Raw genomic sequence first — 26,560 nt, 5'->3', positions numbered from 1 at the left:
GCGGCGGCGGTGACACCCCCCGCCACGCCGGGCGAACGCCTCGCGCGCACACGGTAGTCTCACATGGTCCCGCGCGGCCCCGACGGCGTCCCGCCCGTGGGTCCGCCCCCCACCTGCGTAAACACCCTGGAGAATCACGACGATGGCCGACCGGGTCACGGTGATCGGCTGGGACGGCTCGCCGCTGACCGACGCGGCGCGCTCCGCCCTCGGCGCCGCCACGCTCGTCGCCGGTGCCGCCCACCACCTCGCGCTCCCCGAAGTGCCCGCCGCGGCCGAACGGATCCGCCTCGGCAGCATCGCGCTCGCCGCCCGGCGCATCGCGGGACACCGCGGTACCGCCGTCGTCCTCGCCGACGGCGACCCCGGCTTCTTCGGCGTCGTACGCACCCTGCGCGCCCCCGAGTTCGGCCTCGAGGTCGAGGTCGTCCCCGCCGTCTCCGCTGTGGCCGCCGCCTTCGCCCGCGCCGGGATGCCCTGGGACGACGCCCAGGTGGTCGTCGCCCACCGGCGCACCCTGCGCCGCGCGGTCAACGTGTGCCGCGCCCACACCAAGGTGGCGGTCCTCACCTCGCCCGGCGCCGGACCCGCCGAACTCGGCCTGCTCCTGGAGGGCGTGCACCGCACCTTCGTCATCTGCGAGGAACTGGGCACCACCCGCGAACAGGTCACCGTCGTCACCTCCGACAAGGCCGCCGACCACACCTGGCGCGACCCCAACGTCGTCATCGTCATCGGCGGGCCCGTCGCCGCCGCCGAGGACGGCGGCTGGCTGGCCGGCCGCGCCCCGGCCGCCGGACCGCGCGGCTGGACCCTGCCCGCGGAGGCCTACGAGGGCACCCTCGGCGAGGGCGAGACCGAACCGCTGCGCGCCGCCCAACTAGCCCGGCTCGGCCCCCGCGTGGGCGACCTCGTCTGGGACATCGGCTGCGGCAGCGGCGCCTTCGCCGTCGAGGCCGCCCGCTCCGGCGCCGCCGTCCTCGCCGTCGACGAGGACCCCGGCGCCTGCGCCCGCACCGAGGCCGCCGCCCGCCGCCTCGGCGTCCAGCCGCAGATCGTGCTCGGCACCGCCCCGCACGTCCTGGAGAACCTGCCCGAACCCGACGTCGTCCGGGTCGGCGGCGGAGGAGCGGCGGTCGTCTCGGCCGTCGCCGACCGCCGTCCGCAGCGCATCGTCACCCACGCCGCCACCCGGGACGCCGCCGAACTCATCGGCCGCGATCTCACCGAACACGGGTACGACGTGGAGTGCGCGCTGCTGCAGTCCGTCGAACTCGACACCCGGGCCTGGACGGAGAAGGAACGGAGCGTCGCCTTCCTCCTTTCCGGAGAGCTCGTCCGGCGCGAAAACACCCGCTGAGCGGCCACGGGAGCGCACGCGGAGGGTGCGACCGGTCGAACGCGCCCCGTGATCCGGTTGTCGTACCGGCGCGGTAGGCTGGCCGACCGTTGTACCGCATCCGGGTGATCAGGCCCTTCATCAGCCAATGTCCGGAAAGCACACCTCTTTTGAGGAGTGTGTGGTACGGCAGGACCGGAGGACGCGCAACGTGGCGCAGTCCACAGCGGACCCGCGCGGATCACGCTGTCGCAACGGCAGGACGACCGAGACAATGCCAGTGCATGGCTTTGTCGACTTGATGGCGAGTCGTTCGTGCCGCTGGGCGCGCACGCTCGTTCTTCACACGGGGCGGTCGGTGCGCCGTTCCGGGCCAGTGGGTTGAGGAGCACGAACCGATGGGCGAGGGGTACGCATGACCGACACCGGCCAGGTCCCGGGCGAGGGACTGCCGGAGAACGCAGGCATGGTGCAGCAGCCGGGCGTCACCGCGCCGGCCGCGTACACCTACCTCGAACCCTCCGACACCGCCGTTGAGGACGAGGACCAGCTGCTGATGCCCGGCCAGCAGGGCGCGTGGGGCAACGAGATGGCCCCGCCCGCCCCGGCCCCGGCCTACCACGAGCCGGGGGCGCACGAGGCGGGCGGCCGGGACAGCGGCGCCGTCGACCTGAGCGCCGTGCGTACGCCGTCGGCGCCCGCCGCGCACCCCGCGCCGGCCCGCCGCCCGCTGCACCTCGGCCCGCCGACCCCCGTCCCCTCCGCGAGCCCGGTCCGCTCGCTCGCCGACCGCGGCCCCGCCGACGCGCCCATGCGGCCCACGGGCCCGGCCACGATCGGCCCCGAGTACCTCGACACCACCCCGCAGCAGGAGGCCGCCCCGCAGGGCGCGGCCCCGTGGGGCGCCGCCCCACAGGCCGGCCCGGGCGCGGTGCCCGCGGAAGCGGCCGCGCCGCAGGACGCGGCGACCGGCCTCGGCACCGCGGTGGCGGAGCCGGAAGCGGCCGGGTACGCGGCCGTCCCGGAGAACCCGGAGGCGGAGGCCGGGTACGCGGTGAACGGCCAGTTCCCGCAGCCGGGCGTCGACGACGGCCTGCCGCAGGCGGCGGAGGCGGTGGCCGGGCAGCCCGTCGGTCAGCCGAGCGGAGAGCCGATCGGGCAGCCCGTCGGTCAGCCGGTCGGTCAGCCGGTCGGGGAGCCCGTCGGAGAGGCGCCCGAGGTTCCGGTCGGGGCGCCCGAGGGTGCGGCGGCCGTGCCGGGTGGTCCGGCCGAGGAGCCGCAGGGCCCTGTTGCCGTTCCCGCCCCCGAGACGCCGGAGCCCTCGGTTCCGGCCGCCGAGGTTCCGCTCGCCGAGGTTCCGGTCCAGGAGACCCCGGCGGTCCCGCAGGTCCCCCAGGTTCCCGACGCCGCCCCGCCGGTTCCCGGCGTTCCGACGGCGCAGGGGACGACGCCTCCGGACGGCACCGCGCTCCCGGTGGCCGACGGCGCCGTCCCGCCGCAGGGCGCGGACCCCGTCGTACCGGCCGAGCAGTACGAGGAGGCCGTCGCGGCGCCGGGTGCGCCCGAGGCCGCGCAGCCGGTGCCGGGTGCCGAGGCCGCCGAGCCGCCGGTCGCCGTCGCGTCCGTCGTACCGGACGGACACGGGGCCGACGCCGCTCCGGTGGCCCCGGAGCCGGTCTCGGACGTCGCCGGCCGGCCGCACGAGACGCAGCCGGGCATGCCCGCCGTCGCCGCGCCCGAGGTACCGCAGACCACCCTCGCTGTCCCCGCGCCGGTGGACCCGGCCGCGCGGTTCGCCGGGCCCGGCGACGTGGCCGGCACCCCCGAGGGCGCCGAAGCCGTGGACGAGCAGTCGGCCGAGGCGGTCGTGGAGGACGTGAGCCCGGCCGTCCCGGAGGCCGCCCCCTCCGAGGCCACGACGGCCGACGCCCCGCGGCCCGAGGCGGTGGACCCGGCCCCGGCGGCCGAGCCCGCCCCCGCCGGCGGCACGCCGGGCGCCGCCCCGGCGGAGCCGGCCGACGCCATGGGCGCGCCCGACCCGGCCGCGCAGGCCACCCCGCTCGCCGCCGTCGACCGGTCGGCGCCCGTCGCCCCCGTGGAGCCGCCCGCCGAGGCGGCCGTCCCGGACCCGGCGGCCCCCGTCGGCGTCCCCGGTGACGACCGGCCGCTCGCCCCGCACACCGACGAGGCGGCCGAGCCGCCGGCCCCGGCGGTCGGCCACGTCGGCGGTCAGCCGCTCGGCCAGTTCGTCCCGGCGGACGACCCCGCACCCGTCAGCCCGCACCTCGACCCGGTCCCCGCGCAGGAGTCCGCGGCTCCGGTCGCGGACACCACGCCCGAACCCCCGGCCACCGGCGCCGTACCCGTACCGCCCGGACCGGACGTCCCGCAGGCACCCGGCCCGGAAGCTCCGCGGGACCCCCAGGCGGCCGGCGCCCCGGCGGCGCCCGTCACCGTCCCGGCACCCCGCGAGGGCGACGCGGCCGACGCCCAGCAGCCCCCCGCGCACCCGGACGCCGTCGCCGCCCCGCACCCGCAGGACCCGCACGCCGCCCCCGCCGCGCAGGAGCAGCCCGTGTCGGAGCCGCCGCAGCCCGTCGGCCCCGCCGCCCCCGGCTACGACGAGGCCGAGCGCGAGGCCGTGCTGCGCGTGATGCGCGAGCGCCGCGACATCCGCAACGGCTTCCGCTCCGACCCCATCCCGCACGAGGTGCTGCTCCGCGTCCTGGAGGCGGCCCACACCGCCCCTTCCGTGGGCCACTCCCAGCCGTGGGACTTCGTCGTCATCCGCTCCGCCGACACCCGGCGCGCGATGCACGAACTGGCCGAGCGCCAGCGCGACGCCTACGCCAAGTCGCTGCCCAAGGGCCGGGCCAAGCAGTTCAAGGAACTGAAGATCGAGGCCATCCTCGACACCCCGGTCAACATCGTCGTCACCGCCGACCCCACGCGCGGCGGCCGGCACACCCTGGGCCGGCACACCCAGCCGCAGATGGCCCCGTACTCCTCCGCGCTCGCCGTCGAGAACCTCTGGCTCGCCGCCCGCGCCGAGGGGCTCGGCGTCGGCTGGGTCAGCTTCTTCGACGAGCGCGAGATGGTCCGCGCCCTCGGCCTGCCCGAGCATCTGGAGGTCGTGGCGTACCTGTGCGTCGGCTACGTCGACGAGTTCCCGCCCGAGCCCGAGCTGCTCCAGGCCGGCTGGTCCAAGCGCCGCCCGCTCTCCTGGGTGGTGCACGAGGAGACGTACGGCCGCCGCGCCCTGCCCGGCGAGGAGCCGCACGACCTGCTCGCCGAGACGATGGCCGGGATCCGCCCGCTGGACGCCAAGGCGCTCGGCGAGGCCTGGGAGCGGCAGAAGCGGATGACGAAGCCGTCGGGCGCGCTCGGCATGCTGGAGATCATCTCCGCGCAGCTCTCCGGGCTGTCCCGCAAGTGCCCGCCGCCGATCCCGGAGCCCGCCGCGGTGGCGATCTTCGCGGGCGACCACGGCGTGCACGCCCAGGGCGTCACCCACTGGCCGCAGGAGGTCACCGGCCAGATGGTGGCCAACTTCCTCGGCGGGGGAGCGGTCTGCAACGCCTTCGCCACGCAGGTCGGCGCCGAGGTCTGCGTGATCGACGTGGGCGTCGCCTCCGACCTCCCGGCCACCCCGGGGCTGCTGCCGCGCAAGGTGCGCCCCGGCACCGCCGACATGACGGCCGGTCCCGCGCTCACCCGCGAGGAGGTCAAGCAGGCCATCGAGATCGGCATCGAGACCGCCCGCGACCTGGTGGCGGCCGGCAACAAGGCGCTGCTCACCGGCGAGATGGGCATCGCCAACACCACGGCGTCGGCGGCCCTGATCTCCGTCTTCACCGGCGCGGACCCGGCCGAGGTCACCGGCCGGGGCACGGGCATCAACGACGAGATGCTGGCCCGCAAGACCGAGGTCGTACGGCGGGCCATCGAGCTGCACCAGCCGGACCCGGCCGACCCGATCGGCGTCCTCGCCGCGTTCGGCGGCCTGGAGCACGCGGCCATGGTCGGTCTGCTGCTCGGCGGCGCCTCGCTGCGGACGCCGGTGATCCTGGACGGCGTCAGCGCCGGTGCCGCCGCCCTGGTGGCCCGCGCGATCGCCCCCGAGGTCCTCGCCGCGTGCATCGCGGGCCACCGCAGCGCCGAGCCGGGCCACGTCGCCGCCCTCAACAAGCTGGGCCTGCGCCCGCTGGTCGACCTCGACCTCCGCCTCGGCGAAGGCACCGGCGCCCTCCTGGCCCTGCCGTTGGTCCAGAGCGCGGCCCGGGCGATGCACGAGGTCGCGACGTTCGACTCCGCGGGCGTGACGGAGAAGTAGCCACCGCAGCGCTCCCCGGACCGCCGCGGGAGACCCGGCCCGGTCCGGCCCGTGGGGCCCGGCCGGGTCGGCCCGGTCGGGCGGCTGAGGCGGGTCGGCCGGGGCGGCGAGACGTACCGCACTCCGACCCGGTCCACCCGCCCCGCCGCTCGCCGCATAAAATCGCACGTCAGCCCGCTTCGACGTCGCAGCGTGCGCCCGGCGCCCGTATGCGTGCGCCCGGCATTCCCCTCCCCGCCGTACGAGGAGCCGCACCGCCATGGCCGAACACCCCGCCTACCCCGTGGGCCTGCGTCTCGCCGGCCGCCGTGTCGTCGTCCTCGGCGGTGGCCAGGTCGCCCAGCGCCGCCTGCCCGCGCTGATCGCGGCCGGCGCCGACATTCACCTGATCTCGCCCTCCGCCACCCCCTCCGTCGAGGCGATGGCCGACACCGGCGAGATCACCTGGACCCGCCGCCCCTACGAGGACGGCGACCTCGCCGACGCCTGGTACGCGCTGATCGCCACCGGCGACCACGCGGCCAACACCGCCGCCTCCGCCGAGGCCGAACGCCACCGCGTGTGGTGCGTGCGCGCGGACGACGCCGACGCCGCCACCGCCTGGACCCCGGCCACCGGACACAGCGAGGGCGTCACCGTCGCCGTGCTCACCACCAGCGCCCGCGGCCGCGACCCCCGGCACACCGCCGCCGTCCGCGACGCGGTCGTCGAGGGGCTGCGCGACGGCACCCTCGTCGCCCCGCACCACCGCACCCGCACCCCCGGCGTCGCCCTGGTCGGCGGCGGGCCCGGCGACCCCGACCTGATCACCGTGCGCGGCCGCCGCCTGCTCGCCGAGGCCGACGTCGTCATCGCCGACCGCCTCGGCCCCCGCGACCTGCTCGCCGAACTCCCGCCGCACGTCGAGGTGATCGACGCGGCGAAGATCCCCTACGGCCGTTACATGGCCCAGGAGGCCATCAACAACGCGCTGATCGAGCACGCGAAGCAGGGCAAGTCGGTCGTCCGGCTCAAGGGCGGCGACCCCTACGTCTTCGGCCGGGGCATGGAGGAGGTGCGGGCGCTCGCCGAGGCGGGCATCGCCTGCACCGTCGTCCCCGGCATCTCCAGCTCCATCTCGGTGCCGGGCGCGGCCGGAGTCCCCGTCACCCACCGAGGCGTCGCCCACGAGTTCACCGTCGTCAGCGGCCATGTCGCCCCCGACGACGGCCGCTCCCTGGTCGACTGGCCGGCCCTCGCCCGGCTCACCGGCACGCTCGTCATTCTCATGGGCGTCGACAAGATCGGCCGCATCGCCGAGACCCTCGTCGCCCACGGCAAGGCCCCCGACACCCCGGTGGCCCTGATCCAGGAGGGCACGACGACCGCCCAGCGCCGGGTCGACGCCACGCTGGCCACCGTCGCCGAGACGGTACGGACCGAGGACGTCAAGCCGCCCGCGGTCATCGTGATCGGCCCCGTCGTGCACGTGGGCCCGGAGAGGGGCGAGTAGACCCGTGGCAGAGATCCTGAACGTCGAGGACCCCGACGACCCGCGCCTGCACGACTACACGGACCTGACCGACGTGGAACTGCGCCGCCGGCGCGAACCCGCCGAGGGCCTGTTCATCGCCGAGGGCGAGAAGGTCATCAGACGGGCCGGCGAGGCCGGTTACGCGATGCGGTCGATGCTGCTGTCCGCCAAGTGGGTCGAGCCGATGCGCGACGTCCTCGACACGCTCACCGTCCCGGTCTACGTGGTGAGCCCCGAGCTCGCCGAACGCGTCACCGGCTACCACGTGCACCGCGGCGCGCTCGCCTCCATGCGGCGCAAGCCCCTGCCCACCGCGGGCGAACTCCTGGGCACCGCACGCCGGGTCGCGGTGATGGAGGCGGTCAACGACCACACCAACATCGGCGCCATCTTCCGCTCGGCCGCCGCCCTCGGCATGGACGCCGTCCTGCTCTCCCCGGACTGCGCCGACCCGCTCTACCGCCGCAGCGTCAAGGTCTCCATGGGCGCCGTCTTCTCGGTGCCCTACGCCCGCCTCGACCAGTGGCCGGGCAGCCTGGCGGCGGTGCGCGAGGCCGGGTTCGACCTGCTCGCCCTCACCCCCGACGCCGCGGCCACGAGCCTCGACGAAGCCGCCCCGCACCGGCGGGAGCGGGTCGCACTGATGCTCGGCGCGGAGGGCGACGGACTGTCCCGGCGGGCACTGGCCGCCGCGGACGAACGGGTCCGCATCCCCATGTCCCACGGCGTCGACTCGCTCAACGTGGGCGCCGCCGCCGCGGTCGCCTTCTACGCGGTGACGGCGGGCCGCCCGCGGGACTGAGCCCGGCCGTCCACCGCACTCAGGCGGCCCGGCCCCCGGCCCCGTCGCCCTGCCCGGTCCCGGTGTCGTCCGACCGTTCGTACGAAGGGTGGTCCGACTGCTGGTGAGGTTGCGTCTGCCGTACGTCCGTCCGCCCCCGGTCGTCGTCGCGCAGACCGTTGGCCGGGCCCTGGCAGCCCTGCGCCGCGGCGATGCCGAGCGCGACGAGCAGCGTCACCACGACGAACACGAAGATCCGCTGACGCAGCAACCGGGGATTGGCGGGCCGCCGCCCGGTGCCGTTCGTACGCGGCGCGGGCCGACCGCCCTTGCGGGACGCGGGACGGCGGCCCGCGCCGGAACCGGAACCCGAACGGGTGCTGCCCCGCTGCGCGGGCGGCTGCTGCCGCGGACCGGAGCGGGAACCGCCGTTCGCCCGGGAACCACCGTTCGGCCGCGCGCCCCCGGCGGGCCGGGCGCCACCGCCCGGCCGTACGTCGCCGCCCGGCCGAGAACCGCCGGTGGGCCGCGGGTCACCGGCGGCCCGCGAGCCGCCGGACCGGGGCGGGGGAGTGGCGGGCGAGTCGTCCTGCGGGCGCCGCTGGGTGCGCTGCTCCGCGTACAGCTCCGCGAGCCGCCCCGAGGGACGGTCCGGCAGATCGGGGGAGCCGCGCTGGGCCGGCGGCCGGGCGTCCGTCAGACCCTGCGCCTCCCGGGCGGCGATCTCCTTCAGCCGCAGCGACAGTTGCAGCGTGCTCGGCCGCTCCTCCGGGTCCTTGGCGAGACAGGCCCGCACCAGCGGGGCCAGTGCGTCCGGCACCCCGCGCAAGTGCGCCTCCTCGTGCACCACGCGGTACAGCATCACCTCGGAACTGCCGTGCCCGAAGGGCGAGTCGCCGGTCGCCGCGTAGGCGAGCGTGGCACCGAGCGAGAACACGTCCGTGGCCGGCGTGACCGCGGCGCCGCGCACCTGCTCGGGCGCGAGGAAGCCGGGCGAGCCGACCGCCGTGCCGACGTGCGTGAGCGTCGAGGCACCCGTGGCCCACGCGATGCCGAAGTCGATGATCCGGGGGCCCTTGGGGGACAGCAGGATGTTCGAGGGCTTCAGATCGCGGTGGACGACCCCGGCCTCGTGCACCGCCACCAGCCCCTCGGACAGCGCGGCACCCACGGCGGCCACGTCGGCGGCCGGCAGCGCGCCCTCGTCGGCCACCTTGTCGTGCAGCGAGGGACCCGGCACGTACTGCGTGGCGAACCACGGCCGGTCCGCCTCCAGGTCCGCCGCCACCAGTCGTGCCGTACAGCCGCCCCGGATCCGCCGCGCCGCCGAGACCTCGCGCGCGAAGCGCGACCGGAACTCCTGGTCCTCCGCGAGGTCGGGCCGGATCACCTTCAGCGCGACCCGCTGGCCGCGCCGGTCGGAACCCAGGTAGACCACACCCATGCCGCCCGCGCCGAGCCGCCGGTGCAGCCTGAACGAGCCGACGACACGCGGGTCCTCACGCCTCAGGCGCATCATCGCCATGTCCATCCCCGCTGCCCGCTCCGTTTGACGAGCACAGCTTACGTATCGGGGGCCGGGTGCGCGCAGAGGCCGCGCCCTCTCGTTCCTGTCGATTGTCAGTACCGGGTACGACACTTGAAGGACGGTCAGCACGGACACGGACGGCGGGCCCGCGCACCGTTCATGATCCCAACGCCCGGCACGGAGCGGTCCCTTGAGCACGCGACGGACCCTCGCGCGAGCGGCCCGGACGGGGCCGTGGGGCACGGCCCGGACCGCGCGGAACGGCCTGCCGGGACACCACCGGAAGCGACCGCGGACGGACGGCGAGCCCCCACGCACCGCCCCGAAGTGAGGGATGTCACCCGTCGGCACCCCGGCGTCCCCCTCACGACGGACCGGACGACCACGGCACCGCCCCGAGCCGGACATATCGGACACCCCTTCCGGGAACACCCTGAGACCCGTACCCCCGTCTCCACCCAGGGGAGTACACCCCGGGGTGCCGCTCATCCTCCGGGAGGCCCGGCAATCGGTACGAGGGCATGACGTCCAGGACGCGCCGCCCGCCTAGATTTGTCGTCAAGCGGCGGGTGCAGCACTCGTCCCCCGAGGTCAGACACCCGCCGCTGCCAAACCCATTCGGTCAGGAGAGGGACCATGGCCCACACGGCACCGCGGACAGTGGTCCGCACGCGAGGACGCAAGGTGTACGGCACCACGTTCCGCACCGGCCGTACGGGCCGCCGCCACCCGCTGGTGGCGACGGCGATGGCCCTTCCCCTGGCGGTCCTGCTCCTGCTCGTCTTCGACGGCTGGGAGACAGTGGCCACACAAGCGTCGTCCGTGGGCGTGATGCTGGGGCGCTGAGCGGCGCCCCAGGCCCGGAAGAGCGGTCCGGGCGGGGACATCCGGCCAGAGAAACCCCGTGGGGACGGGGGTGCGGCGGACGGCAAAAAACGCCCGCGCAGCTGGGGAGCTGCGCGGGCGTTGTCTTTTCCCCCTGGCTGCGGGCAACCTCGCCGCCTTGACTGCGGGCAATCGTGCCGCACCTAGCTGCGGGCAATCGTGCCGCTAAGGGCGGCACGGGTGGGCGCAGCGGCACCCAAGGCTTCCGGGCGCCGCAGAAACCCCCGGCCCGGACAAATCCCGTACGCTCACCCCGCACCCGCACCCGCACCCGCCCCGCACCCCCGAGGCCCACATGACCGTCCTCCCCGCCCTCCTCACCGCCGCCCGCGCGGCAGCGCACCCGCGGCCGCGCGAGCCCGACGCCCCCTGCACCTGCACCCCCCACCCCCTCACCGACCGCCCCGACGCCACCGTCGTCCGCCACGCCGGCACCGTCGCCAAGGCCCACGCCCCCGGCACCGACCCCACCGCCCTCACCCTCCGCCTCGCCACCGCCACCGCCCTCCCCCGCGTCCTCCTCGCCCCCCTCCGCCCCGACCCCGTCACGCTCCACGACCGCCTCGTCACCTTCTGGCCCTACGGCACCCCCGTGGACCCCGAAACCCCCGACGACGCCCCCTGGGAAGCCGCCGCCACCCTCCTCGCCCACCTGCACAACAGCCCCGCCCCCACCTCGACCCCGCTGCCCCCCATGCGCGGCCCCGCCAAGGCCGCCCACGCCATGACCCGCCTGCGCGCCGCCGCCCCCCACCCGGCCCGCACCCCCGTGGAACGCGCCTGGTCCACCCTCCCGCCCTGGGCCCGCGCCGAGGCCCCCATGCCCCCGTCCACCACCGTCTGCCACGGCGACCTCCACCTCGGCCAACTCGTCCGCCACCCCGCGGAGACCGGAACCGGCGCCTGGCGTCTGATAGACGTCGACGACCTCGGCACCGGCGTCCCCGCCTGGGACCTCGCCCGCCCCGCCGCCTGGTACGCCTGCGGCCTGCTGCCCCCCGACGAGTGGACCCGGTTCCTCACCGCCTACCGACGGGCCGGCGGCCCCGCCGTTCCCGCCGAGGGCGACCCCTGGCCCGCCCTGGAGGTCGCCGCCCGCGCCCTGACCGTGCAGACCGCCGCGCTCACCGTCGTCAAGGCGCTCGCCGCGGACCGCCCCCTGGACGAGGTCGAACAGGCGGTCGTGGACGCCTGCGCCCGCATGGAACCGCAGGACGCGGCCGGATCCGTCCGATAGGGCCGGTACCGGCCGGTCCCCTCCCGGATCAAGGCACGTAGGCTGCAACCGTCGTCCGCCGGGCAGTGTCTCTACCTGGCGAAGCACCACCGACCGGCGAGGAGTTGAGCCGACCATGCAGTGTCCGAAGTGCCATGCGCCGATGCACACGTACAACCGCAACGGCATCCAGATCGAGCAGTGCAGCGGCTGCCGGGGGATCTTCCTGGACTATGGCGAGCTGGAGTCGCTGACGCGTCTGGAGTCCCAGTGGGCGCAGCCCGCCCCGCCGCCCCCGGCCGCGCCGCAGGCCTACCCCGCCGCCCCCGCCTGGGGCGCGCCGCACGGCGGCGGTCACTACGGCGGCCACCACCACCGTCACAAGAGCTTCGGCCACATGCTGTTCTCCAGCTGAGCGGGCACGACGAAGCCCCCGGTCGGGGACCGGGGGCTTCGGGCTGTGTGGACGATACTGGGATTGAACCAGTGACCTCTTCCGTGTCAGGGAAGCGCTCTCCCGCTGAGCTAATCGTCCTCGGGACCGTGACCGTACGGACTCCGCGAGCCGTGATCACAGATACTGCGTGCGCGATACTGGGATTGAACCAGTGACCTCTTCCGTGTCAGGGAAGCGCTCTCCCGCTGAGCTAATCGCGCGGGTACGGATCCGGCCGAAGGTGCCGGTGGATCCAGTGGACGATACTGGGATTGAACCAGTGACCTCTTCCGTGTCAGGGAAGCGCTCTCCCGCTGAGCTAATCGTCCTTGGAGGTGGAGACGGGATTTGAACCCGTGTAGACGGCTTTGCAGGCCGTTGCCTCGCCTCTCGGCCACTCCACCAGGAGCGGGCGACCCCGAAGGGCTACCCGCTTCCTTCGAGCGGACGACGAGGCTCGAACTCGCGACCTCAACCTTGGCAAGGTTGCGCTCTACCAACTGAGCTACGTCCGCCTGTCCTTCCGGCCCGCTCGCGCGGCCCGGCGACGTGTTGAACTCTAGCGGATTCCGGGGCCAGCACAAAAACGCGTTTGCGCAGCGTGCTGCCCCGCACCTGCTCAGGGGCACGGCGGGAGCACGCGCGGCGCGCCCGCCTAGACTCGCCACCGTGCTGGACCTGCCCCCTCTCGCCCGCTTCGGCGGCCTCCTCGCCACCGGGCTCCTCGACGTCACCGCCGATCCGGCCGCCCTCGACTCCGCCGGTTTCTGGGCCGTGTGCGCCGATTTCGAGGGCCGTACGGTCTGCGCCCGCTTCCGTGATGTACGGCCCGCTCCGGTGCCCGCCCCCGTGCCGGGCGCCTGGCGCGGCCCGGCCCCCGGTGCCTGGACGTCCTCCCTCGACCGTGCCGCGTACACCGCGGGCGTACGGCGGATCCGCGACCACATCGCGGCCGGCGAGGTCTACCAGGCCAACCTCTGCCGTGTGCTGTCCGCCCCGCTGGCGCCCGACGCCGACGTCGACGCGCTGACCGCCCTGCTGGCCGCCGGCAACCCCGCGCCGTACGCGGGAACGATGCGTCTGCCCGGGCACGGCGTGGAGATCGCCACCGCCTCACCCGAACTCTTCCTGCGCCGCACCGGGAACGTCGTCGAGTCCGGCCCCATCAAGGGCACCGGGCGCACCGAGGCCGACCTCCTCGACAAGGACCACGCCGAGAACGTGATGATCGTGGACCTCGTCCGCAACGATCTCGGACGCGTGTGTGTCCCCGGCAGTGTGACCGTCCCCGACCTGTGCGCCGTCGAGAAGCATCCGGGCCTGGTGCACCTGGTCTCCACGGTCCGCGGCGAACTGCGCGCGGGAACCGGCTGGCCCGGGCTGCTCGCCGCCGCGTTCCCGCCCGGCTCCGTCACCGGCGCCCCCAAGCCCAGCGCCCTGCGGATCATCGACGCGCTGGAGACCGCGCCCCGCGGCCCCTACTGCGGCGGCATCGGCTGGGTCGACGCCGACCGGGGGACCGGCGAACTGGCGGTCGGGATCCGCACCTTCTGGGCCGACCGCGCGGCCGGGGTCCTGCGCTTCGGCACCGGCGCCGGCATCACCTGGGGCTCGGACCCGGAGCGGGAGTGGCGCGAGACCGAACTCAAGGCGTCCCGGCTGCTGGCGATAGCGTCGGGCACGCACGACTACGACGGGTCGGGTACGGACGACGCGTCGCGCACGTACGACGACGAGCGTGGAGGAACCGCGTGAAGATCTGGCTGGACGGCGGGCTGCAGGACATCGACTCCGCCCGCGTCTCCGTCCTCGACCACGGACTGACCGTCGGCGACGGCATCTTCGAGACGGTGAAGGCGGAAGACGGCCGGCCGTTCGCCCTGACCCGGCACCTGGACCGGCTGACCCGCTCGGCCCGCGGGCTCGGCCTGCCGGACCCCGACCACGACGAGATCCGCCGTGCCTGCGCCGCCGTCCTGGAGGCCAACCCCATGCCGCTCGGCCGGCTGCGGCTCACCTACACCGGCGGCCACGGCCCGCTCGGTTCGGACCGCGGGAACCAGGGCACCACCCTGGTCGTCGCCCTGGGCGAGACCACCCGGCGGCCCGACTCCACCGCCGTGATCACCGTTCCCTGGACCCGCAACGAACGCGGCGCCCTGACCGGCCTGAAGACCACGTCGTACGCCGAGAACGTCGTCGCCCTGGCCCGCGCCCGCGAACACGGCGCCTCCGAGGCGCTGTTCGCCAACACGGTCGGACAGCTGTGCGAGGGCACCGGCTCCAACGTCTTCGTCGTCCTGGACGGCGAGATCCACACCCCGCCCGTCGCCTCCGGCTGCCTCGCGGGCATCACGCGCGCGCTGACCGTCGAGTGGACGGGCGCCAAGGAGACGGAGCTGCCGCTGGACGTGCTGGACCGGGCGGAGGAGGTCTTCCTCACCTCGACCCTGCGCGACGTCCAGGCCGTGCACCGGATCGACGACCGGGAACTGCCCGGCGCCCCGGGGCCGGTGACCACCAAGGCCATGCGCGTCTTCGCGGAGCGGGCGGCGGACGACCTCGATCCGTGAGCACCCGGCGGGATCGCCAAGCCCGGTAAACCGTGCTGACCCGGGGCCGGTGACCAGGTAGAAAAGGACCGATGACCACCACCCTGCGGCCGACCGAGCCGCTCCAGCAGTCCGCGGACGGCACCCGGCGGCGCCACTACCAGGTGTGCGTCAACAGCCGTCCGGCCGGCGAGATAACCCTGTCGACCGACCCGGTCTTCGGACCGGCCACCGGCGTCCTGGACGGACTGCGCATCGAGGAACCGGACCGGCGGCGCGGCCGCGCCACGGTGGCCGTGCTGGCCGCGGAGGAGGTCGCCCGCGGCTGGGGCTGCGAGCGGATCGAGGCGGACGTCCCCGGGGGCTCCGACGCCGGCCTGCGGCTGGCCGCCGTGCTCGGATACGTGCCGCGCAGCCGGATCATGGTCAAGCGGCTCGGCGACACCGCGCCCGCGCTGCCCGAGGGCAGCCGGGCCCGGACGATGACCGCCGAGGAGTTCGACGTCTGGCGGGGCCTCGCGGTCCAGCGGTACGTCGAGGCCTGCGCGGCCCGCGGCATGCCCGCGGCGCAGGCCAGGGAGCACGCGGAGCGCGACCAGGCGAAGCGACTGCCCCAGGGGCCCGCCACCCCGGGGGTGTCGCTGGCCGTCCTGGAGCACGAGGGAAGCACGGTCGGCACCCTGTGGCTGAGCCCCCGGGACGGGGCGGCGTACGTGTGGGACGTCGAGGTGGACGCCGCCCACCGGGGCCGGGGCCACGGCCGCTCCCTGATGCTGGCGGCGGAGGCGTACGCCCTCGCCTCCGGCAGCCCCGAGATAGGGCTGAACGTCTTCGCGGGCAACACCCCCGCCGAGCGCCTGTACGAATCGCTCGGCTACACGACGGTGACGCATCGGGTGCGGAAGGATCTGGTGCAGGGCCTGCTGTAGGGGCGACCGGCTTCGGCGGCGGGGCGGGCGGGCCCCCGGCTCCGCTCGGGCTCGGGTTGGGGGTTCGGCTCCGCTCGGGCTCGGGTCGGGGGTTCGGCTCCGCTCGGGCTCGGGTCGGGGGTTCGGCTCCGCTCGGGCTCGGGTCGGGGGTTCGGCTCCGCTCGGGCTCGGGTCGGGGGTTCGGCTCCGCTCGGGCTCGGGATGGGGGTTCGGCTCAAGCTCCGGCTTCGGCGAGCAGCCGGTCCGCGAGCTCCTCGATGCGGGCGAGCAGCCCCTCCTGGCTCTTGCCGCCGTCGAGGAGCTCGCCCCCGATGACGTACGTCGGCGTGCCGGTCACGCCGATCGCCTTGCCCTCTGCCTGGTCGGCGTCGACGATCAGGATGTGCCGGCCGTCGATCAGCGCGGTGTCGAACTCCTCGGCGTCCAGGCCCAGTTCCCGGGCCACCTCGACGAGGAGCGGCTCGCCGGCCCGCTCCAGCTCCGCCACCCGGGCGAGGACGGCCTCCACGTACGGCCAGCCCTTCCCCTGTGCCAGGGCCTCCTCGGCGGCCTGCGCGGCAGCGAAGGCGTGCTTGTGCTTCTCCAGCGGGAAGTGCCGCAGCCGCAGCTCCAGCCGCTCGCCGTAGCGGGCGCGCAGCGTGTGCAGGTCGTCGAGGGACCGACGGCAGTCCGGGCACTGGAGTTCGCACCAGACGTCCAGCACGACGGGCGCGGCCGGGGTGACCGGGGAGGCGGGGGAGGTGTCGCTCATGGTCACAGTCTCCCAGGGCCGGTGAGCCGGTCCAAACCGCTGGGTCTTCCACCGCCGGGTGGAGACCGGGCCGGTCGTGCGGTGCCCAGGGTGGAGAAGGGTGGAGTACCGACCCGGCCCGGGGGAGGAGCCGACCCCGAGACGACCCTGAGGTTGTCCCTGAGGTTCGGGCCTGACCGTGGCACTTCGGACCGGGAACGGTGCAGGATGGAAGGGACGAACCGACCGACTGCCCGCCCTGCCGAGCTCGCCTGGAGGACCGGATGCTTGCCGAGACCGTCTGTTCCGCCGCCTCCGCGGCCGGCCTGGGCATTGCCGCGGTCACCGCCTACCGCAAACGTTTCCTGGCCGCGTTCCGCATCGCCGCCTACTCACTGGTCCCGGTCGGGCTGGTGATGACCGGAGTGGTCGGCTGGCTGGCCGACACGGCCTTCAGTCCGACGGCCTGGGCCGGATTCGGTGTGCTCGGACTGGCCTGGGTGCTGTTCGCGACGACCAGAGCCGTGGAACGCCGCGGCGGCGGCACCCGCAAGGAACGCCGGGCGGCACGGGCCGCCGCGCGACGGGACGCGGTGGCGCCCGCGGCCTCGGAGCCCTCGCTCGGCCGTGGCTCCACCACGCCGGCCACCCGGCCGCAGTCCGCCCCGCCGCGCGCCGGCGGCTCGGGGGACGACTTCAGCGACATCGAGGCGATCCTCAAGAAGCACGGGATATGACCGCCCCCGGGGTGGGGGGCTGCTCCGTGTCGCCCCTTTCCGTGGCGACCTGCTGAAACGACACGGGGGATCATGGGGGATCACCGCTGGGCACCCAAGTGATCACGTTCGCTCCGCCGCGTAAGGATAATGGCGAACTCCCGGTCATTACGGGCGTGTTGATCGCGGAGGGGGGTGGTGCTGCGTCATCATCGCCGCGAGATGCTGGACCCACCCCAGAGCGACCCCGTCACTCCCCCCGAGGAGCGGCGAGGCTGTCTCTTCGCGCTCTCCCAGCCACCGCTGATGATCTTCCTTGCGGTGATCGGCTGTCTGCTGCTCATGGCATCACTGCACGACCTGCTGCTGCTCTGAGCCGTACGCGGAGCCCCAGGCGCCACCCGCCGAGGGCTCCGTCGCCCCAGCCGCCGGAACCGTCCCCCGGCCACCATCTTCCGGACGCCGGTCACCATCTTCCGGAAGCCGGAAGCCGGAAGCCGGAAGCCGGAAGCCGGAAGCCGGAAGCCGGAAGCCGGAAGCCGGAAGCCGGAAGCCGGAAGCCGGAAGCCGGAAGCCGGAAGCCGGCCCGTCCGCCCCGGACGTCAGCCGGCCGCCTCCTTGCGGCGGGCCCGGTAGGCCGCCACATGCAGGCGGTTGCCGCAGGTGCGGCTGTCGCAGTAGCGGCGCGAGCGGTTGCGGGACAGATCGACGAAGGCGCGCCGGCAGTCGGGGGCCTCGCAGCGGCGGAGCCGCTCCTGCTCCCCGGCGACCACGAAGAAGGCCAGCGCCATCCCGCAGTCGGCCGCCAGGTGGTCCGCGACGGACGCGCCGGGCGCGAAGTAGTGCACATGCCAGTCATGACCGTCGTGGTCGGTCAGCCGGGGCGTCGTCCCGGCGGCGGCGACCAGCTCGTTGATCAGCCCGGCGGCGGCGCGGGCGTCGGGCGCGGCGAAGATCTGCGCGAACCTGCCGCGGACCTTGCGCACGGCGGAGAGGTCGAACTCCGAGAGCGACTGGACGTCGCTCATCCGGTGGCGCCGTACGAACGCGTCGAGGGCGGCGAGATCCGCGAGCCCGTCCGCCGTGTCGTCGTCCTCCGGCGCGGTGTTCACCAGTTCCACCGCGGCATCGAGCGACCGCCGGGTGTCGTGGGTGATCAGCACGTCTGGCTCCCTGGCCCTGGGAGACGGGCGGGCGCCCGCCTTGGTGCTGGCCGAGCCTAGCGGCTCGAGACCCGGGCGGAACCGCGCCGTCGCGTCCGACGCCGGGCGCGGCCGGCCGCCGGCGCCCCCGGACGCGCCGGAGTCGTCACGCTCCGTACGCACGTCGGCGCCGCCACCGCCAGATGGACGGTGACGGCGCCGACGGGCCCGGACAGGGCTCGTCGAGGCCCGAGCCGTCTCCCCGAGTGGACGGCTTCGGGCGGATCCGTGGTGCTTCGGTCGTCTAGCTCTCCGCCAGGATGTGCGACAGCTCCTGATCGAGGTCGAAGTGCCGGTGCTCCGTGCCCGGGGGCACGGCGGCGTCCGTCCGCTTCAGGAAGGACTCCAGGGCCCGCGCCGGGGCCTCGAGCAGTGCCTCGCCCTCCGGGGAGCTCAGCGCGATGCAGACGACCCCCTGACCATGGCTGCGGGACGGCCAGACACGGACGTCGCCCGTGCCGGTCGGCCGGTGCAGGCCTTCGGCGAGGAGGTCGCGGGCGAACACCCACTCGACGGTCTCCTCGGCTCCGGTGTGGAAGGTGGCGTGCACGGCATAGGGATCGGCCGTGTCATACCGCAGTCCCGCGGGAACAGGCAGTGAGGACTCGCTCGACACAACGAGGCGCAGGTGCAGCTCGCAGCTGACCGTGGTGTTCATAAGCGCCAGGGCCTTTCGCTCAGTGTGCGCTCGGGGATTCGCACGTCGGCGAAATCGACATGCCACCTACGGTGCCGTTGTAAACCCCTCTGAGTGTTTTGCCTGCCTTTACGTAACTCTTCCGGCGGAGGGTGTCTTGAGGGGGTACGGCCATTCCGGTGACCGGATTCTCTCCGGTAAGGTTTGGCTGTATGAATACGGGGAGTGACGAGCGGGATCAGCCGGGCGGGAGCGTCGCGGCCACGGACGAAACGGACGACGGACGGGGCCTCGGCTCCCGGGCGCCGGAATTCATCAAACGGCGCCGTGTGCTGCACCTGAGCTGGCAGGTGGGCGTCTTCGTGGTGGGGCTGGCCGTCGTCGGCGCCGGCGTGGTGATGCTGCCGCTGCCCGGCCCCGGCTGGCTGGTGATCTTCGCGGGCATGGCGATCTGGGCGACCGAGTTCGTCTGGGCCCAGCTGGTGCTGCGCTGGACCAAGCGCAAGGTGACCGAGGCGACGCAGCGCGCCCTCGACCCGAGGGTACGCCGCCGCAACATCATCCTGACCTCGGTCGGCCTGGTGCTGATCGCGGCGTTCGTGGGCGTGTATGTGTGGAAGTTCGGCCTCGAGATGCCCTGGAACATCGACCAGTAGGGCCGCGGCCCGCGGGAGCCGGCGACGGGTCGGGGGCACCCCCTGACATGGGGTAATGTTCTCCGTGCGCCCGGGCGATTAGCTCAGCGGGAGAGCGCTTCGTTCACACCGAAGAGGTCACTGGTTCGAACCCAGTATCGCCCACCACACCGGCGGCCCCGGCACGGAAACCGTGCGGGGCCGCTTTCGTATGTCCTCGGCGGTCGGACTGCCTCTCCGTGCGGCTCCGCCTGGCGCGGGGCCCCGCGTCCGGGCCCGTCGCCACCCCGCTCTCACCAATTTCTGCGCGAGTCATTGACGCGCTCACGGCCCCTCCGTACCTTGTGCCAGCAAGCGCTTACTTGAAACGATTCATGCCATGCAGGAACGTCGCGGGAGGCCTCGGCATGCACGAAATCGGCAGGGTGGAACGGCGTACGGTGCTGAAGGCCGCCGGGGCCTCGGCCGCCGCGCTGGGCCTGGGCGCACTGGCCGGCTGTGGCGGCAACAGCGGTTCCGGGGACGGGACCGTGACGATCCGTTACTCGTGGTGGGGTGCCGAGGAGCGCGCCAAGAAGATCAACCGGACCGTCGCGCTCTTCGAGAAGAAGTATCCGAAGATCAAGGTCAAGACGGACTTCCAGGACTATGAGGCATTCTGGGAGAAGTTCCAGACACAGGCGTCCGGCGGAAATCCGCCGGACGTTTTCCAAAACGCCGTCACATTTCTTCGGAAGTACGACAAGCGGAGCGTTCTGCTCGACCTCAAGTCCCAGGTGGACGCGGGCAATCTGAGCCTGGACAACTTCCGTGAGGGCGTCGTCCAGGTCGGCCAGGTGGACGGAAAGCAACTGGCCGTTCCCGTCGGCTCCAACACCATGGCGCTGGTCGTCGACAAGAAACTGTTCCGGAAGGCGGGCGTCGAACCGGAGACCGGCTGGACCTGGGACGCGTACTTCAAGGCGTTGAAGACGGTGCACGACAGGACGGGCGTCGCCGGGGACACCGGCTACTTCACCGTCATGTACCTCTACGACCTCTGTCTCCGGCAGAACGGCAGGGCGTTCTTCACCAAGGACGGACTCGGCTTCGACAAGGCCGACCTGACGGAGTGGTGGCAGGACGGCTACAGCCGGGTCAAGGCCGGCATCGTCACCGACCCGAAGGTCGTCGCCCAGGACAAGCCCCAGTCCTCCCTGTCCGCAGGCCACGCGGCCTCCGAGTTCACCTGGGACAACTTCACCGTCCGCTACACCGCCGAGGGCGACAGCGAGTACGGACTGGCACCGCTGCCCACCACCGACGGCAAGCACACCGGCCAGTACCTGGCCTCCCTGATGCTGAGCGCCTCCGCGCGCACCCAGCACCCCAAGGAGGTCGCCCAATTCATCGACTTCATGGTCCACGACCCTGAGGTCGGCAAGATCATGGGCTACGACCGGGGCATCCTCGCCGGCACCGAGCAGTACGGGGCGTACAAGCCGGCGGACGCGATCAACAAGGAGATCGCGCAGTACGAGGAGGACACGGCCAAGGCCGGCGTCCTCGGCACGATCACCCCGCACCCCTCGGGCGCGGACACCGTCGAGGCCGCGTTCCTGCGCATCGGCTACGACGTGGGCCTGGGCAAGGCCAAGGTCTCCGACGCGGTCAAGCAGCTCTTCGACGAGGCGACCGCCGCGTTCCAGGCCTGAGGGCGACCGGCGCCCCGCGCCCCCTCCGGCGGGGCGCCCGCCCCCGGCCCACCGCACCGTACCCGCACGGAACCGATGGGAACACCGTGACGCTCCTCAAGGACTCACCGCTCGACACCCGGGAGGCGCGCCCCGCGGCCCCCGCCGCCCGCAGGCGGCGAGGACGGCGCGAGAACCTCGCCGGGTACCTCTTCATGTCCCCGTGGATCGCCGGCTTTCTGCTGCTGACCGCGGGGCCCATGGCCGCCTCGCTCTACTTCGCTTTCACCGACTACAACCTCTTCAACAGCCCGCGGTGGATCGGGTTCGACAACTTCACCCGCATGTTCGACGACCCCCGCTGGCAGAAGTCGGTCGAGGTGACGGCGAAGTACGTGGTCATCGGCACCCCGCTCAAACTGCTGCTCGCCCTCGGTGTCGCCCTGCTGCTCGCGCAGAGCCGGCGCGGCCAGGCCTTCTACCGGGCCGCCTTCTACGCCCCCTCGCTCATCGGCGCCAGCGTCTCCGTCGCCTTCGTCTGGCGCTCGCTCTTCTCCGACGACTCCGTCGTGGACCGCGGCATGGCCGCCCTGTTCGGCGTGCACGCGGGCGGCTGGGTCGGCAACCCCGACTGGATCCTGTACTGCCTGGTCGCCCTGACGGTCTGGCAGTTCGGCGCCCCCATGGTGATCTTCCTGGCGGGCCTCAAACAGGTGCCGCAGTCGCTCTACGAGGCGGCCGCGCTGGACGGCGCCGGACCCTTCCGGCGCTTCTGGAACATCACCCTGCCGATGATCTCCCCGGTGCTGTTCTTCAACGTGCTGCTGGAGACCATCCACTCCTTCCAGATCTTCGGCTCCGCCTACGTCGTCTCCAACACGCAGTGCGGACCGGCCGACGCCACGCTCGTCTACACCTGCTACCTGTACCAGCAGGGCTTCAAGAACGCCCAGATGGGCTTCGCCTCCGCGATGGCCTGGATGCTGCTGCTCGCGGTGGCGCTGGTCACCGCCGTCCTCTTCTGGTCGCAGAAGAAGTGGGTGCACTACCCGGAAGAGGAGGACGCCCGATGAGTGCCACCGCCACCGACCCCGTACGCACCACGCGCCCCCGGCCCGCCCGTCGCGGCCGCACCGGCTCCCTCGTCTGGCACGTCGGCGCGCTGCTCGTCCTCGCCGTCGTCCTCTACCCCGTCGTCTGGCTCCTCGGGGCCTCGTTCAAGCCGGGCAAGGACATCCTCAACGGCCTCGGCCTCTTCCCGGCCCACCCCGTCCTCGCGAACTTCACCGGCCTGGCCGACGGCATCGCCGACATCCCCATCCGGACCTTCTTCCAGAACTCCCTCCTCTACGCGGGCGGTGCCGTCGTCGGCATCCTGGTCTCCTGCTCGCTCACCGCCTACGCCTTCGCCAGGATCCGCTTCGCCGGCCGCAACGTCCTCTTCACGCTGATGATCGGCACCCTCCTGCTGCCGTATCACGTACTGCTCATCCCGCAGTACGTGATGTTCCAGAAGACGCAGCTCATCAACACCTATGTGCCGCTGCTGCTCGGCAAGTACCTGGCCACGGAGGCGTTCTTCGTCTTCCTCATGGTCCAGTTCATGCGCAACCTGCCGCGCGAGCTGGACGAGGCCGCCCGCATCGACGGCTGCGGGCATCTGCGCATCTACTGGTCGATCGTGCTGCCGCTGTGCCGGCCCGCGCTCATCACCAGCGCGATCTTCACCTTCATCAACGCCTGGAACGACTTCATGGGCCCGCTGATCTATCTCAACGAGCCCGGCAAGTACACCGTCTCCCTCGGGATGATGATGTTCCGCGACTCCGACGGCATCGCCTCCAACTACGGCGGACTGATCGCCATGTCGCTGGTCGCGCTGCTGCCGGTGCTGCTGTTCTTCCTCGCCTTCCAGCGGTACCTCATCGACGGCATGGCGACCTCCGGACTGAAGGGCTGAGGCGGCACCCATGGAACGGACGCGCACCCCGGCCCGTACGGGCCACGACACCGCCGTACGGCGGCCGGCCCGCCGGGAGTCCCTGCTCGGCGAGCGGTTCGCCGTCTTCGCCGAGTGCCTGCTCACCGGCGTCTGGATCGCGGTGGCCGCGCTGCCGCTGGTCACCTACCCCGCCGCCTTCGCCGCCGGCGCCCGGCACCTGCGCCGCCGCACCGCCCACGAGGCGGGCGGCCTGCGGGAGTTCGCCGCCGACGTCCGCACCGCGGCCCGGCACGGCTGGGCCGTCGGACTGGCCGGCTGGGCCGCGCTCGCCGTCGTGTGGGTGGACGTGCGGGCCGTGCGGGCCGGACTGCCCGGCGGGCCGCTCGTCGGCGCGCCGGGCCTGTGCGCGCTGATCGGCGCCGCCGTCGCCGGGCTGCGCGCGGCGGCGGTGTGGGAGCCGGGCGCCTCGTGGCGCGTCCTGTTCGCCGCTGCCGGCCGCCGCACGGTCCGGGACCCGGCCGGGTCCTTCCTGATCGTCGGGGGAGTGGTCCTCGTCGCCTGCTCCGCCTGGACCGTCCCCCCACTGGCGGTCCCGGTCCTCGGCGCGGTCACCGCGTCGGCCGTCGCCGTCGAACGCCGGCACCGCGCGCACTGACCCGGGGCGCCCACCAGGGCGGGCGCCGCCGGGCGCCGCGCCCCTGTCTGTCATGCCCATGGCTATCCCTCGCTGCGCACGCACGCACCCACCCTCCCGTCCGGAAAGGACAGACCGCGCATGGCCCCCATCCCCCGCAGGACCCTCCTCAAGGCCGCCGCCGTCGCCGGTGCCGCCACCCAGTTCGGCTGGGCGCTCGGTCCGGGAGCCGACGCCGCCCCCGCCGACACCTCCGCGCCCGGCCCCGTCACCCTCGACTGGCTAGAGGACGGCGGCCTCGGTGCCGCCCCCGGCTCCACCGTCGGCGTGCCCTGGCCGAAGGGCGCGTACCAGGAGGACCAGACCTTCGCCCTCACCGACGCCGGCGGCACGCCCGTCCCCGTCCAGACCTGGCCGCTCGCCCAGTGGCCGGACGGCTCCCTGAAGTGGACGGCACACGCCGTCTCCTCCGGCACCGGCAAGCTCACCCTCACCGCCGGCAAGCCCGCCGCACCCGAGAAGAAGGTGACCGTCGATGCCAAGGGCGGCACCATCGACGTCTCCACCGGCGTCCTCACCGCGAGCATCGGAAAGTCAGGTTCCACCCTGGTCACGTCCGTCAGACGCGGCTCCACCAAGATCGCGCGGAACGGCCGCCTCGTCCTGCTCCGCCAGCCCGAGATCGAGGACGACGACCAGGGCACGGTGCGGTGCGAGCGCTTCGAGAGCGACCTCACCGACGCCACCGTCGAACAGGACGGCCCCGTCCGCGCCGTCGTCCGCCTCGACGGCAAGCACCGCAGGGGCCACCGCGCCTGGCTGCCGTTCTCGGTCCGCCTCTACTTCTACGCGGGCGCCGCCTCCTTCCGCATGGTGCACACGATCACCTACGACGGAACACAGGAACCGGGCCGGGCGAGCGGCGACTTCGTCCGCGGCCTCGGCGTCCGCTTCACCGTCCCGATGCGCGACGAGGCGTACGACCGGCACATCCGACTCGGCGGCGAGGGCACCGGACTGCTCCGCGAGGCCGTCAAGGGCATCACCGGACTGCGCCGCGACCCCGGCGCCGCCGTCCAGGCCGCCCAGTACGCGGGGGAGAGGCTGCCCGACCCGGCCACCTGGGACCAGCGGGTCACCACCCGGCTCCAGTACATCCCCGAGTGGGGCGACTACACCCTCTCCCAGCTCTCCGCCGACGGCTTCCAGGTCCGCAAGCGCACCGGGAAGGGCCACGGCTGGATCACCGCGGGCGGCGGCCGGCGCGCCTCCGGCTTCGGCTATGTCGGCGGTGTGAGCGGCGGCCTCTCCTTCGGGCTGCGCGACTTCTGGGAGAAGTTCCCCGCCCAGCTCGACATCCGCAGCGCCCGGACCGACGAGGCCGAGGTCACCCTCTGGCTCTGGTCGCCCGAGGCCCAGCCCATGGACCTGCGCTTCTACCACGACGGCATGGGCCAGGACACCTACGCCGAACAGCTCGAGGGCCTCAACATCACCTACGAGGACTACGAGCCCGGGTTCGGCACCCCCTACGGGATCGCCCGTACCTCCGAACTGATGTTCTGGGCCAACGCCTCCACCCCCGCCGCCGACGAACTCGCCGCACAGATCGAGGCAGTCCGCGTGCTGCCCCAGCTCGCCGCCCCGCCCCGGCAGCTCATCGGCGCGGGCGTCTTCGGCAAGGGCCTGTTCGCCGAACCCGACCGCTCCACCCCCGCCAAGGCGAAGATCGAGGACCACCTCGACTTCCTCTTCACCTACTACAAGGACCAGGTCGAGATGCGCCGCTGGTACGGCTACTGGGACTACGGCGACTTCATGCACACCTACGACACCGTGCGCCACCAGTGGCGATACGACGTCGGCGGCTACGCCTGGGACAACTCCGAACTCTCGCCCGACCTGTGGCTGTGGTTCGCCTACCTGCGCTCCGGCCGCGCCGACGTCTTCCGCTTCGCGGAGGCACTCACCCGGCACACCGGCGAGGTCGACGTCTACCACCTCGGCAAGTGGGCCGGCCTCGGCACCCGGCACGGCGTCCAGCACTACGCCGACAGCGCCAAGCAGCAGCGCATCGCCAACACCACCTACCGCCGTTACTACTACTTCCTCACCGCCGACGAACGCGTCGGCGACCTCATGCGCGCCAACGTCGACTCCGACGAGACGTTCCTCGTCCTCGACCCCAACCGCAAGGTGCGCACCGACCCCTACACCCCCGACCGGCACGCCCTGTCCATCGGCTTCGGCACCGACTGGAGCGGACTGGTCTCCGCCTGGCTCACCGAGTGGGAGCGCAAGGGCCCGCAGTGGGAGAAGGCCAAGGCGCGCGTGCTGTCCACGATGAAGGGCATCGCCGCCCAGCCCAACGGCTTCGTCCAGGGCAGCGGCCTGTACGACCTGGACACCGGGGAGTTCGCCGTCGCCCCCGAACCCGTCGTCGCCGTCTCGCACCTCTCCGCGGTGTTCGGCCTGGGCGAACTCTGCGCCGAACTCATCGACCTGGTCGACATGCCGGAATTCGAGGAGGCCTACTACGACTACTGCCGCTACTTCAACGCGAGCAAGACCGAACAGGCGGCACGGTACGGATCGAACTTCGGCAGCCTGATCCTCTTCCAGGGCCACTCCCGGCTCGACGCGTACGCCGCCGTCCGGACCGGCGACGCATCACTCGCCACGCGCGCGTGGCGCAAGTTCTACGACTCCGACGGCTACACCGAGTCCTCCCCCTGGAAGACGGACAAGCTCAGCGGCCCGCTCACCCTGGTCGCCGGCAGCGAGGCCGCCTGGGTCAGCTCCAACGACACCGCCCTGTACGGCCTCGCCGCCATCGAGAACCTGGCCCTGCTGGGCGATCGCATGCCGTCGTAGACCAC

At 73.5% G+C, this 26,560-nt stretch carries 22 protein-coding genes and 6 tRNA genes; 19 read left to right on the top strand and 9 right to left on the bottom strand.

Annotation, left to right across the window (positions count from 1 at the left end; all coding sequences use genetic code 11):
- Nucleotides 1-142: 142 nt before the first annotated feature.
- The 4 genes from cbiE (at nucleotide 143) to OIE12_RS06060 (ending at nucleotide 7,987) form a co-directional block, all read left to right on the top strand.
- The gene (gene cbiE, locus OIE12_RS06075) at nucleotides 143-1,360 is read left to right on the top strand and encodes a precorrin-6y C5,15-methyltransferase (decarboxylating) subunit CbiE (protein ID WP_329132511.1); all 1,218 of its coding nucleotides are present in this window, start codon (nucleotides 143-145) and stop codon (nucleotides 1,358-1,360) included.
- A 394-nt stretch (nucleotides 1,361-1,754) separates the two neighbouring features.
- Complete coding sequence (cobT, locus tag OIE12_RS06070; protein ID WP_329132509.1) at nucleotides 1,755-5,672, top strand: nicotinate-nucleotide--dimethylbenzimidazole phosphoribosyltransferase; 3,918 nt, start codon at nucleotides 1,755-1,757, stop codon at nucleotides 5,670-5,672.
- Between the two features lie 259 nt (nucleotides 5,673-5,931).
- Entirely contained in the window at nucleotides 5,932-7,164 is a 1,233-nt protein-coding gene (cobA, locus tag OIE12_RS06065; protein ID WP_329132507.1) for a uroporphyrinogen-III C-methyltransferase, read from the top strand.
- Nucleotides 7,165-7,168: 4 nt separating this feature from the next.
- Entirely contained in the window at nucleotides 7,169-7,987 is an 819-nt protein-coding gene (locus tag OIE12_RS06060) for a TrmH family RNA methyltransferase (RefSeq protein ID WP_329132504.1), read from the top strand.
- Between the two features lie 19 nt (nucleotides 7,988-8,006).
- Here OIE12_RS06060 and OIE12_RS06055 read toward each other — a convergent pair whose 3' ends face one another.
- The gene (locus OIE12_RS06055) at nucleotides 8,007-9,497 is read right to left on the bottom strand and encodes a serine/threonine protein kinase (RefSeq protein WP_329132501.1); all 1,491 of its coding nucleotides are present in this window, start codon (nucleotides 9,495-9,497) and stop codon (nucleotides 8,007-8,009) included.
- A gap of 633 nt (nucleotides 9,498-10,130) precedes the next feature.
- Here OIE12_RS06055 and OIE12_RS06050 point away from each other — a divergent pair.
- From OIE12_RS06050 to OIE12_RS06040, 3 genes are all read left to right on the top strand, one after another.
- Nucleotides 10,131-10,340: a hypothetical protein gene (locus tag OIE12_RS06050; RefSeq protein ID WP_329132499.1), complete on the top strand. Its 210-nt coding sequence runs from the start codon at nucleotides 10,131-10,133 to the stop codon at nucleotides 10,338-10,340.
- A gap of 334 nt (nucleotides 10,341-10,674) precedes the next feature.
- Nucleotides 10,675-11,616, top strand: coding sequence for an aminoglycoside phosphotransferase family protein (locus OIE12_RS06045; RefSeq protein ID WP_329132497.1), 942 nt, complete (start codon nucleotides 10,675-10,677; stop codon nucleotides 11,614-11,616).
- 115 nt (nucleotides 11,617-11,731) lie between these two features.
- Complete coding sequence (locus tag OIE12_RS06040; RefSeq protein ID WP_329132495.1) at nucleotides 11,732-12,010, top strand: TFIIB-type zinc ribbon-containing protein; 279 nt, start codon at nucleotides 11,732-11,734, stop codon at nucleotides 12,008-12,010.
- Between the two features lie 48 nt (nucleotides 12,011-12,058).
- On the opposite strand, the gene OIE12_RS06035 is transcribed toward OIE12_RS06040, so the two are convergent.
- The 5 genes from OIE12_RS06035 to OIE12_RS06015 all read right to left on the bottom strand — a co-directional run bounded on the left by OIE12_RS06035 (nucleotide 12,059) and on the right by OIE12_RS06015 (nucleotide 12,546).
- A tRNA-Val gene (locus OIE12_RS06035) sits at nucleotides 12,059-12,130 on the bottom strand.
- A 50-nt stretch (nucleotides 12,131-12,180) separates the two neighbouring features.
- Nucleotides 12,181-12,252: transfer RNA gene (locus OIE12_RS06030), tRNA-Val, on the bottom strand.
- A gap of 36 nt (nucleotides 12,253-12,288) precedes the next feature.
- Nucleotides 12,289-12,360: transfer RNA gene (locus tag OIE12_RS06025), tRNA-Val, on the bottom strand.
- A gap of 1 nt (nucleotide 12,361) precedes the next feature.
- A tRNA-Cys gene (locus OIE12_RS06020) sits at nucleotides 12,362-12,435 on the bottom strand.
- Nucleotides 12,436-12,473: 38 nt separating this feature from the next.
- A tRNA-Gly gene (locus tag OIE12_RS06015) sits at nucleotides 12,474-12,546 on the bottom strand.
- Nucleotides 12,547-12,700: 154 nt separating this feature from the next.
- On the opposite strand from OIE12_RS06015, the gene OIE12_RS06010 reads away from it, so the two are divergent.
- The 3 genes from OIE12_RS06010 to OIE12_RS06000 all read left to right on the top strand — a co-directional run bounded on the left by OIE12_RS06010 (nucleotide 12,701) and on the right by OIE12_RS06000 (nucleotide 15,512).
- On the top strand, nucleotides 12,701-13,786 hold the full coding sequence (locus OIE12_RS06010) for a chorismate-binding protein (RefSeq protein WP_329132493.1): 1,086 nt from the start codon (nucleotides 12,701-12,703) through the stop codon (nucleotides 13,784-13,786).
- The gene (locus tag OIE12_RS06005; protein WP_329132491.1) at nucleotides 13,783-14,604 is read left to right on the top strand and encodes an aminotransferase class IV; all 822 of its coding nucleotides are present in this window, start codon (nucleotides 13,783-13,785) and stop codon (nucleotides 14,602-14,604) included. The genes OIE12_RS06010 and OIE12_RS06005 overlap by 4 nt, the downstream gene beginning before the upstream one ends.
- Before the next feature lie 71 nt (nucleotides 14,605-14,675).
- Complete coding sequence (locus OIE12_RS06000; protein WP_329132489.1) at nucleotides 14,676-15,512, top strand: GNAT family N-acetyltransferase; 837 nt, start codon at nucleotides 14,676-14,678, stop codon at nucleotides 15,510-15,512.
- A 214-nt stretch (nucleotides 15,513-15,726) separates the two neighbouring features.
- Here the strand turns inward: OIE12_RS06000 and OIE12_RS05995 are convergent, their stop codons facing one another.
- Complete coding sequence (locus tag OIE12_RS05995; RefSeq protein WP_329132487.1) at nucleotides 15,727-16,263, bottom strand: DsbA family protein; 537 nt, start codon at nucleotides 16,261-16,263, stop codon at nucleotides 15,727-15,729.
- Between the two features lie 263 nt (nucleotides 16,264-16,526).
- On the opposite strand from OIE12_RS05995, the gene OIE12_RS05990 reads away from it, so the two are divergent.
- Nucleotides 16,527-16,979: a hypothetical protein gene (locus OIE12_RS05990; RefSeq protein ID WP_329132485.1), complete on the top strand. Its 453-nt coding sequence runs from the start codon at nucleotides 16,527-16,529 to the stop codon at nucleotides 16,977-16,979.
- 177 nt (nucleotides 16,980-17,156) lie between these two features.
- Nucleotides 17,157-17,333 carry a hypothetical protein gene (locus OIE12_RS05985; RefSeq protein WP_158709376.1) on the top strand — a complete coding sequence of 59 codons (177 nt, stop codon included), beginning with the start codon at nucleotides 17,157-17,159 and terminating at the stop codon, nucleotides 17,331-17,333.
- A gap of 227 nt (nucleotides 17,334-17,560) precedes the next feature.
- Here the strand turns inward: OIE12_RS05985 and OIE12_RS05980 are convergent, their stop codons facing one another.
- Together OIE12_RS05980 and OIE12_RS05975 are read right to left on the bottom strand one after the other, a co-directional pair.
- Entirely contained in the window at nucleotides 17,561-18,121 is a 561-nt protein-coding gene (locus OIE12_RS05980) for a CGNR zinc finger domain-containing protein (RefSeq protein WP_329132483.1), read from the bottom strand.
- A 283-nt stretch (nucleotides 18,122-18,404) separates the two neighbouring features.
- On the bottom strand, nucleotides 18,405-18,818 hold the full coding sequence (locus tag OIE12_RS05975) for an SsgA family sporulation/cell division regulator (protein ID WP_004002642.1): 414 nt from the start codon (nucleotides 18,816-18,818) through the stop codon (nucleotides 18,405-18,407).
- A gap of 191 nt (nucleotides 18,819-19,009) precedes the next feature.
- On the opposite strand from OIE12_RS05975, the gene OIE12_RS05970 reads away from it, so the two are divergent.
- From OIE12_RS05970 to OIE12_RS05940, 7 genes are all read left to right on the top strand, one after another.
- Nucleotides 19,010-19,453 carry a TIGR02611 family protein gene (locus tag OIE12_RS05970; RefSeq protein ID WP_329132481.1) on the top strand — a complete coding sequence of 148 codons (444 nt, stop codon included), beginning with the start codon at nucleotides 19,010-19,012 and terminating at the stop codon, nucleotides 19,451-19,453.
- A 72-nt stretch (nucleotides 19,454-19,525) separates the two neighbouring features.
- Nucleotides 19,526-19,600: transfer RNA gene (locus OIE12_RS05965), tRNA-Val, on the top strand.
- Between the two features lie 239 nt (nucleotides 19,601-19,839).
- On the top strand, nucleotides 19,840-21,126 hold the full coding sequence (locus tag OIE12_RS05960; protein ID WP_329132479.1) for an ABC transporter substrate-binding protein: 1,287 nt from the start codon (nucleotides 19,840-19,842) through the stop codon (nucleotides 21,124-21,126).
- 86 nt (nucleotides 21,127-21,212) lie between these two features.
- Nucleotides 21,213-22,178 (top strand): carbohydrate ABC transporter permease, encoded by a 966-nt coding sequence (locus OIE12_RS05955; RefSeq protein WP_329132477.1) that lies wholly within the window; start codon nucleotides 21,213-21,215, stop codon nucleotides 22,176-22,178.
- On the top strand, nucleotides 22,175-23,065 hold the full coding sequence (locus OIE12_RS05950; RefSeq protein WP_329132475.1) for a carbohydrate ABC transporter permease: 891 nt from the start codon (nucleotides 22,175-22,177) through the stop codon (nucleotides 23,063-23,065). The genes OIE12_RS05955 and OIE12_RS05950 overlap by 4 nt, the downstream gene beginning before the upstream one ends.
- 10 nt (nucleotides 23,066-23,075) lie before the next feature.
- Nucleotides 23,076-23,702, top strand: a complete 627-nt coding sequence (locus OIE12_RS05945) for a hypothetical protein (protein WP_329132473.1) — start codon at nucleotides 23,076-23,078, stop codon at nucleotides 23,700-23,702.
- 120 nt (nucleotides 23,703-23,822) lie between these two features.
- Nucleotides 23,823-26,555: an exo-rhamnogalacturonan lyase family protein gene (locus tag OIE12_RS05940; RefSeq protein WP_329132471.1), complete on the top strand. Its 2,733-nt coding sequence runs from the start codon at nucleotides 23,823-23,825 to the stop codon at nucleotides 26,553-26,555.
- Nucleotides 26,556-26,560: the final 5 nt, after the last annotated feature.

It is taken from the genome of Streptomyces sp. NBC_00670 (genome assembly GCF_036226765.1).
GTDB lineage: Bacteria > Actinomycetota > Actinomycetes > Streptomycetales > Streptomycetaceae > Streptomyces.
Note: the sequence above shows the minus strand (reverse complement) of the source record. Positions and strands in the feature narration are given on the sequence as shown.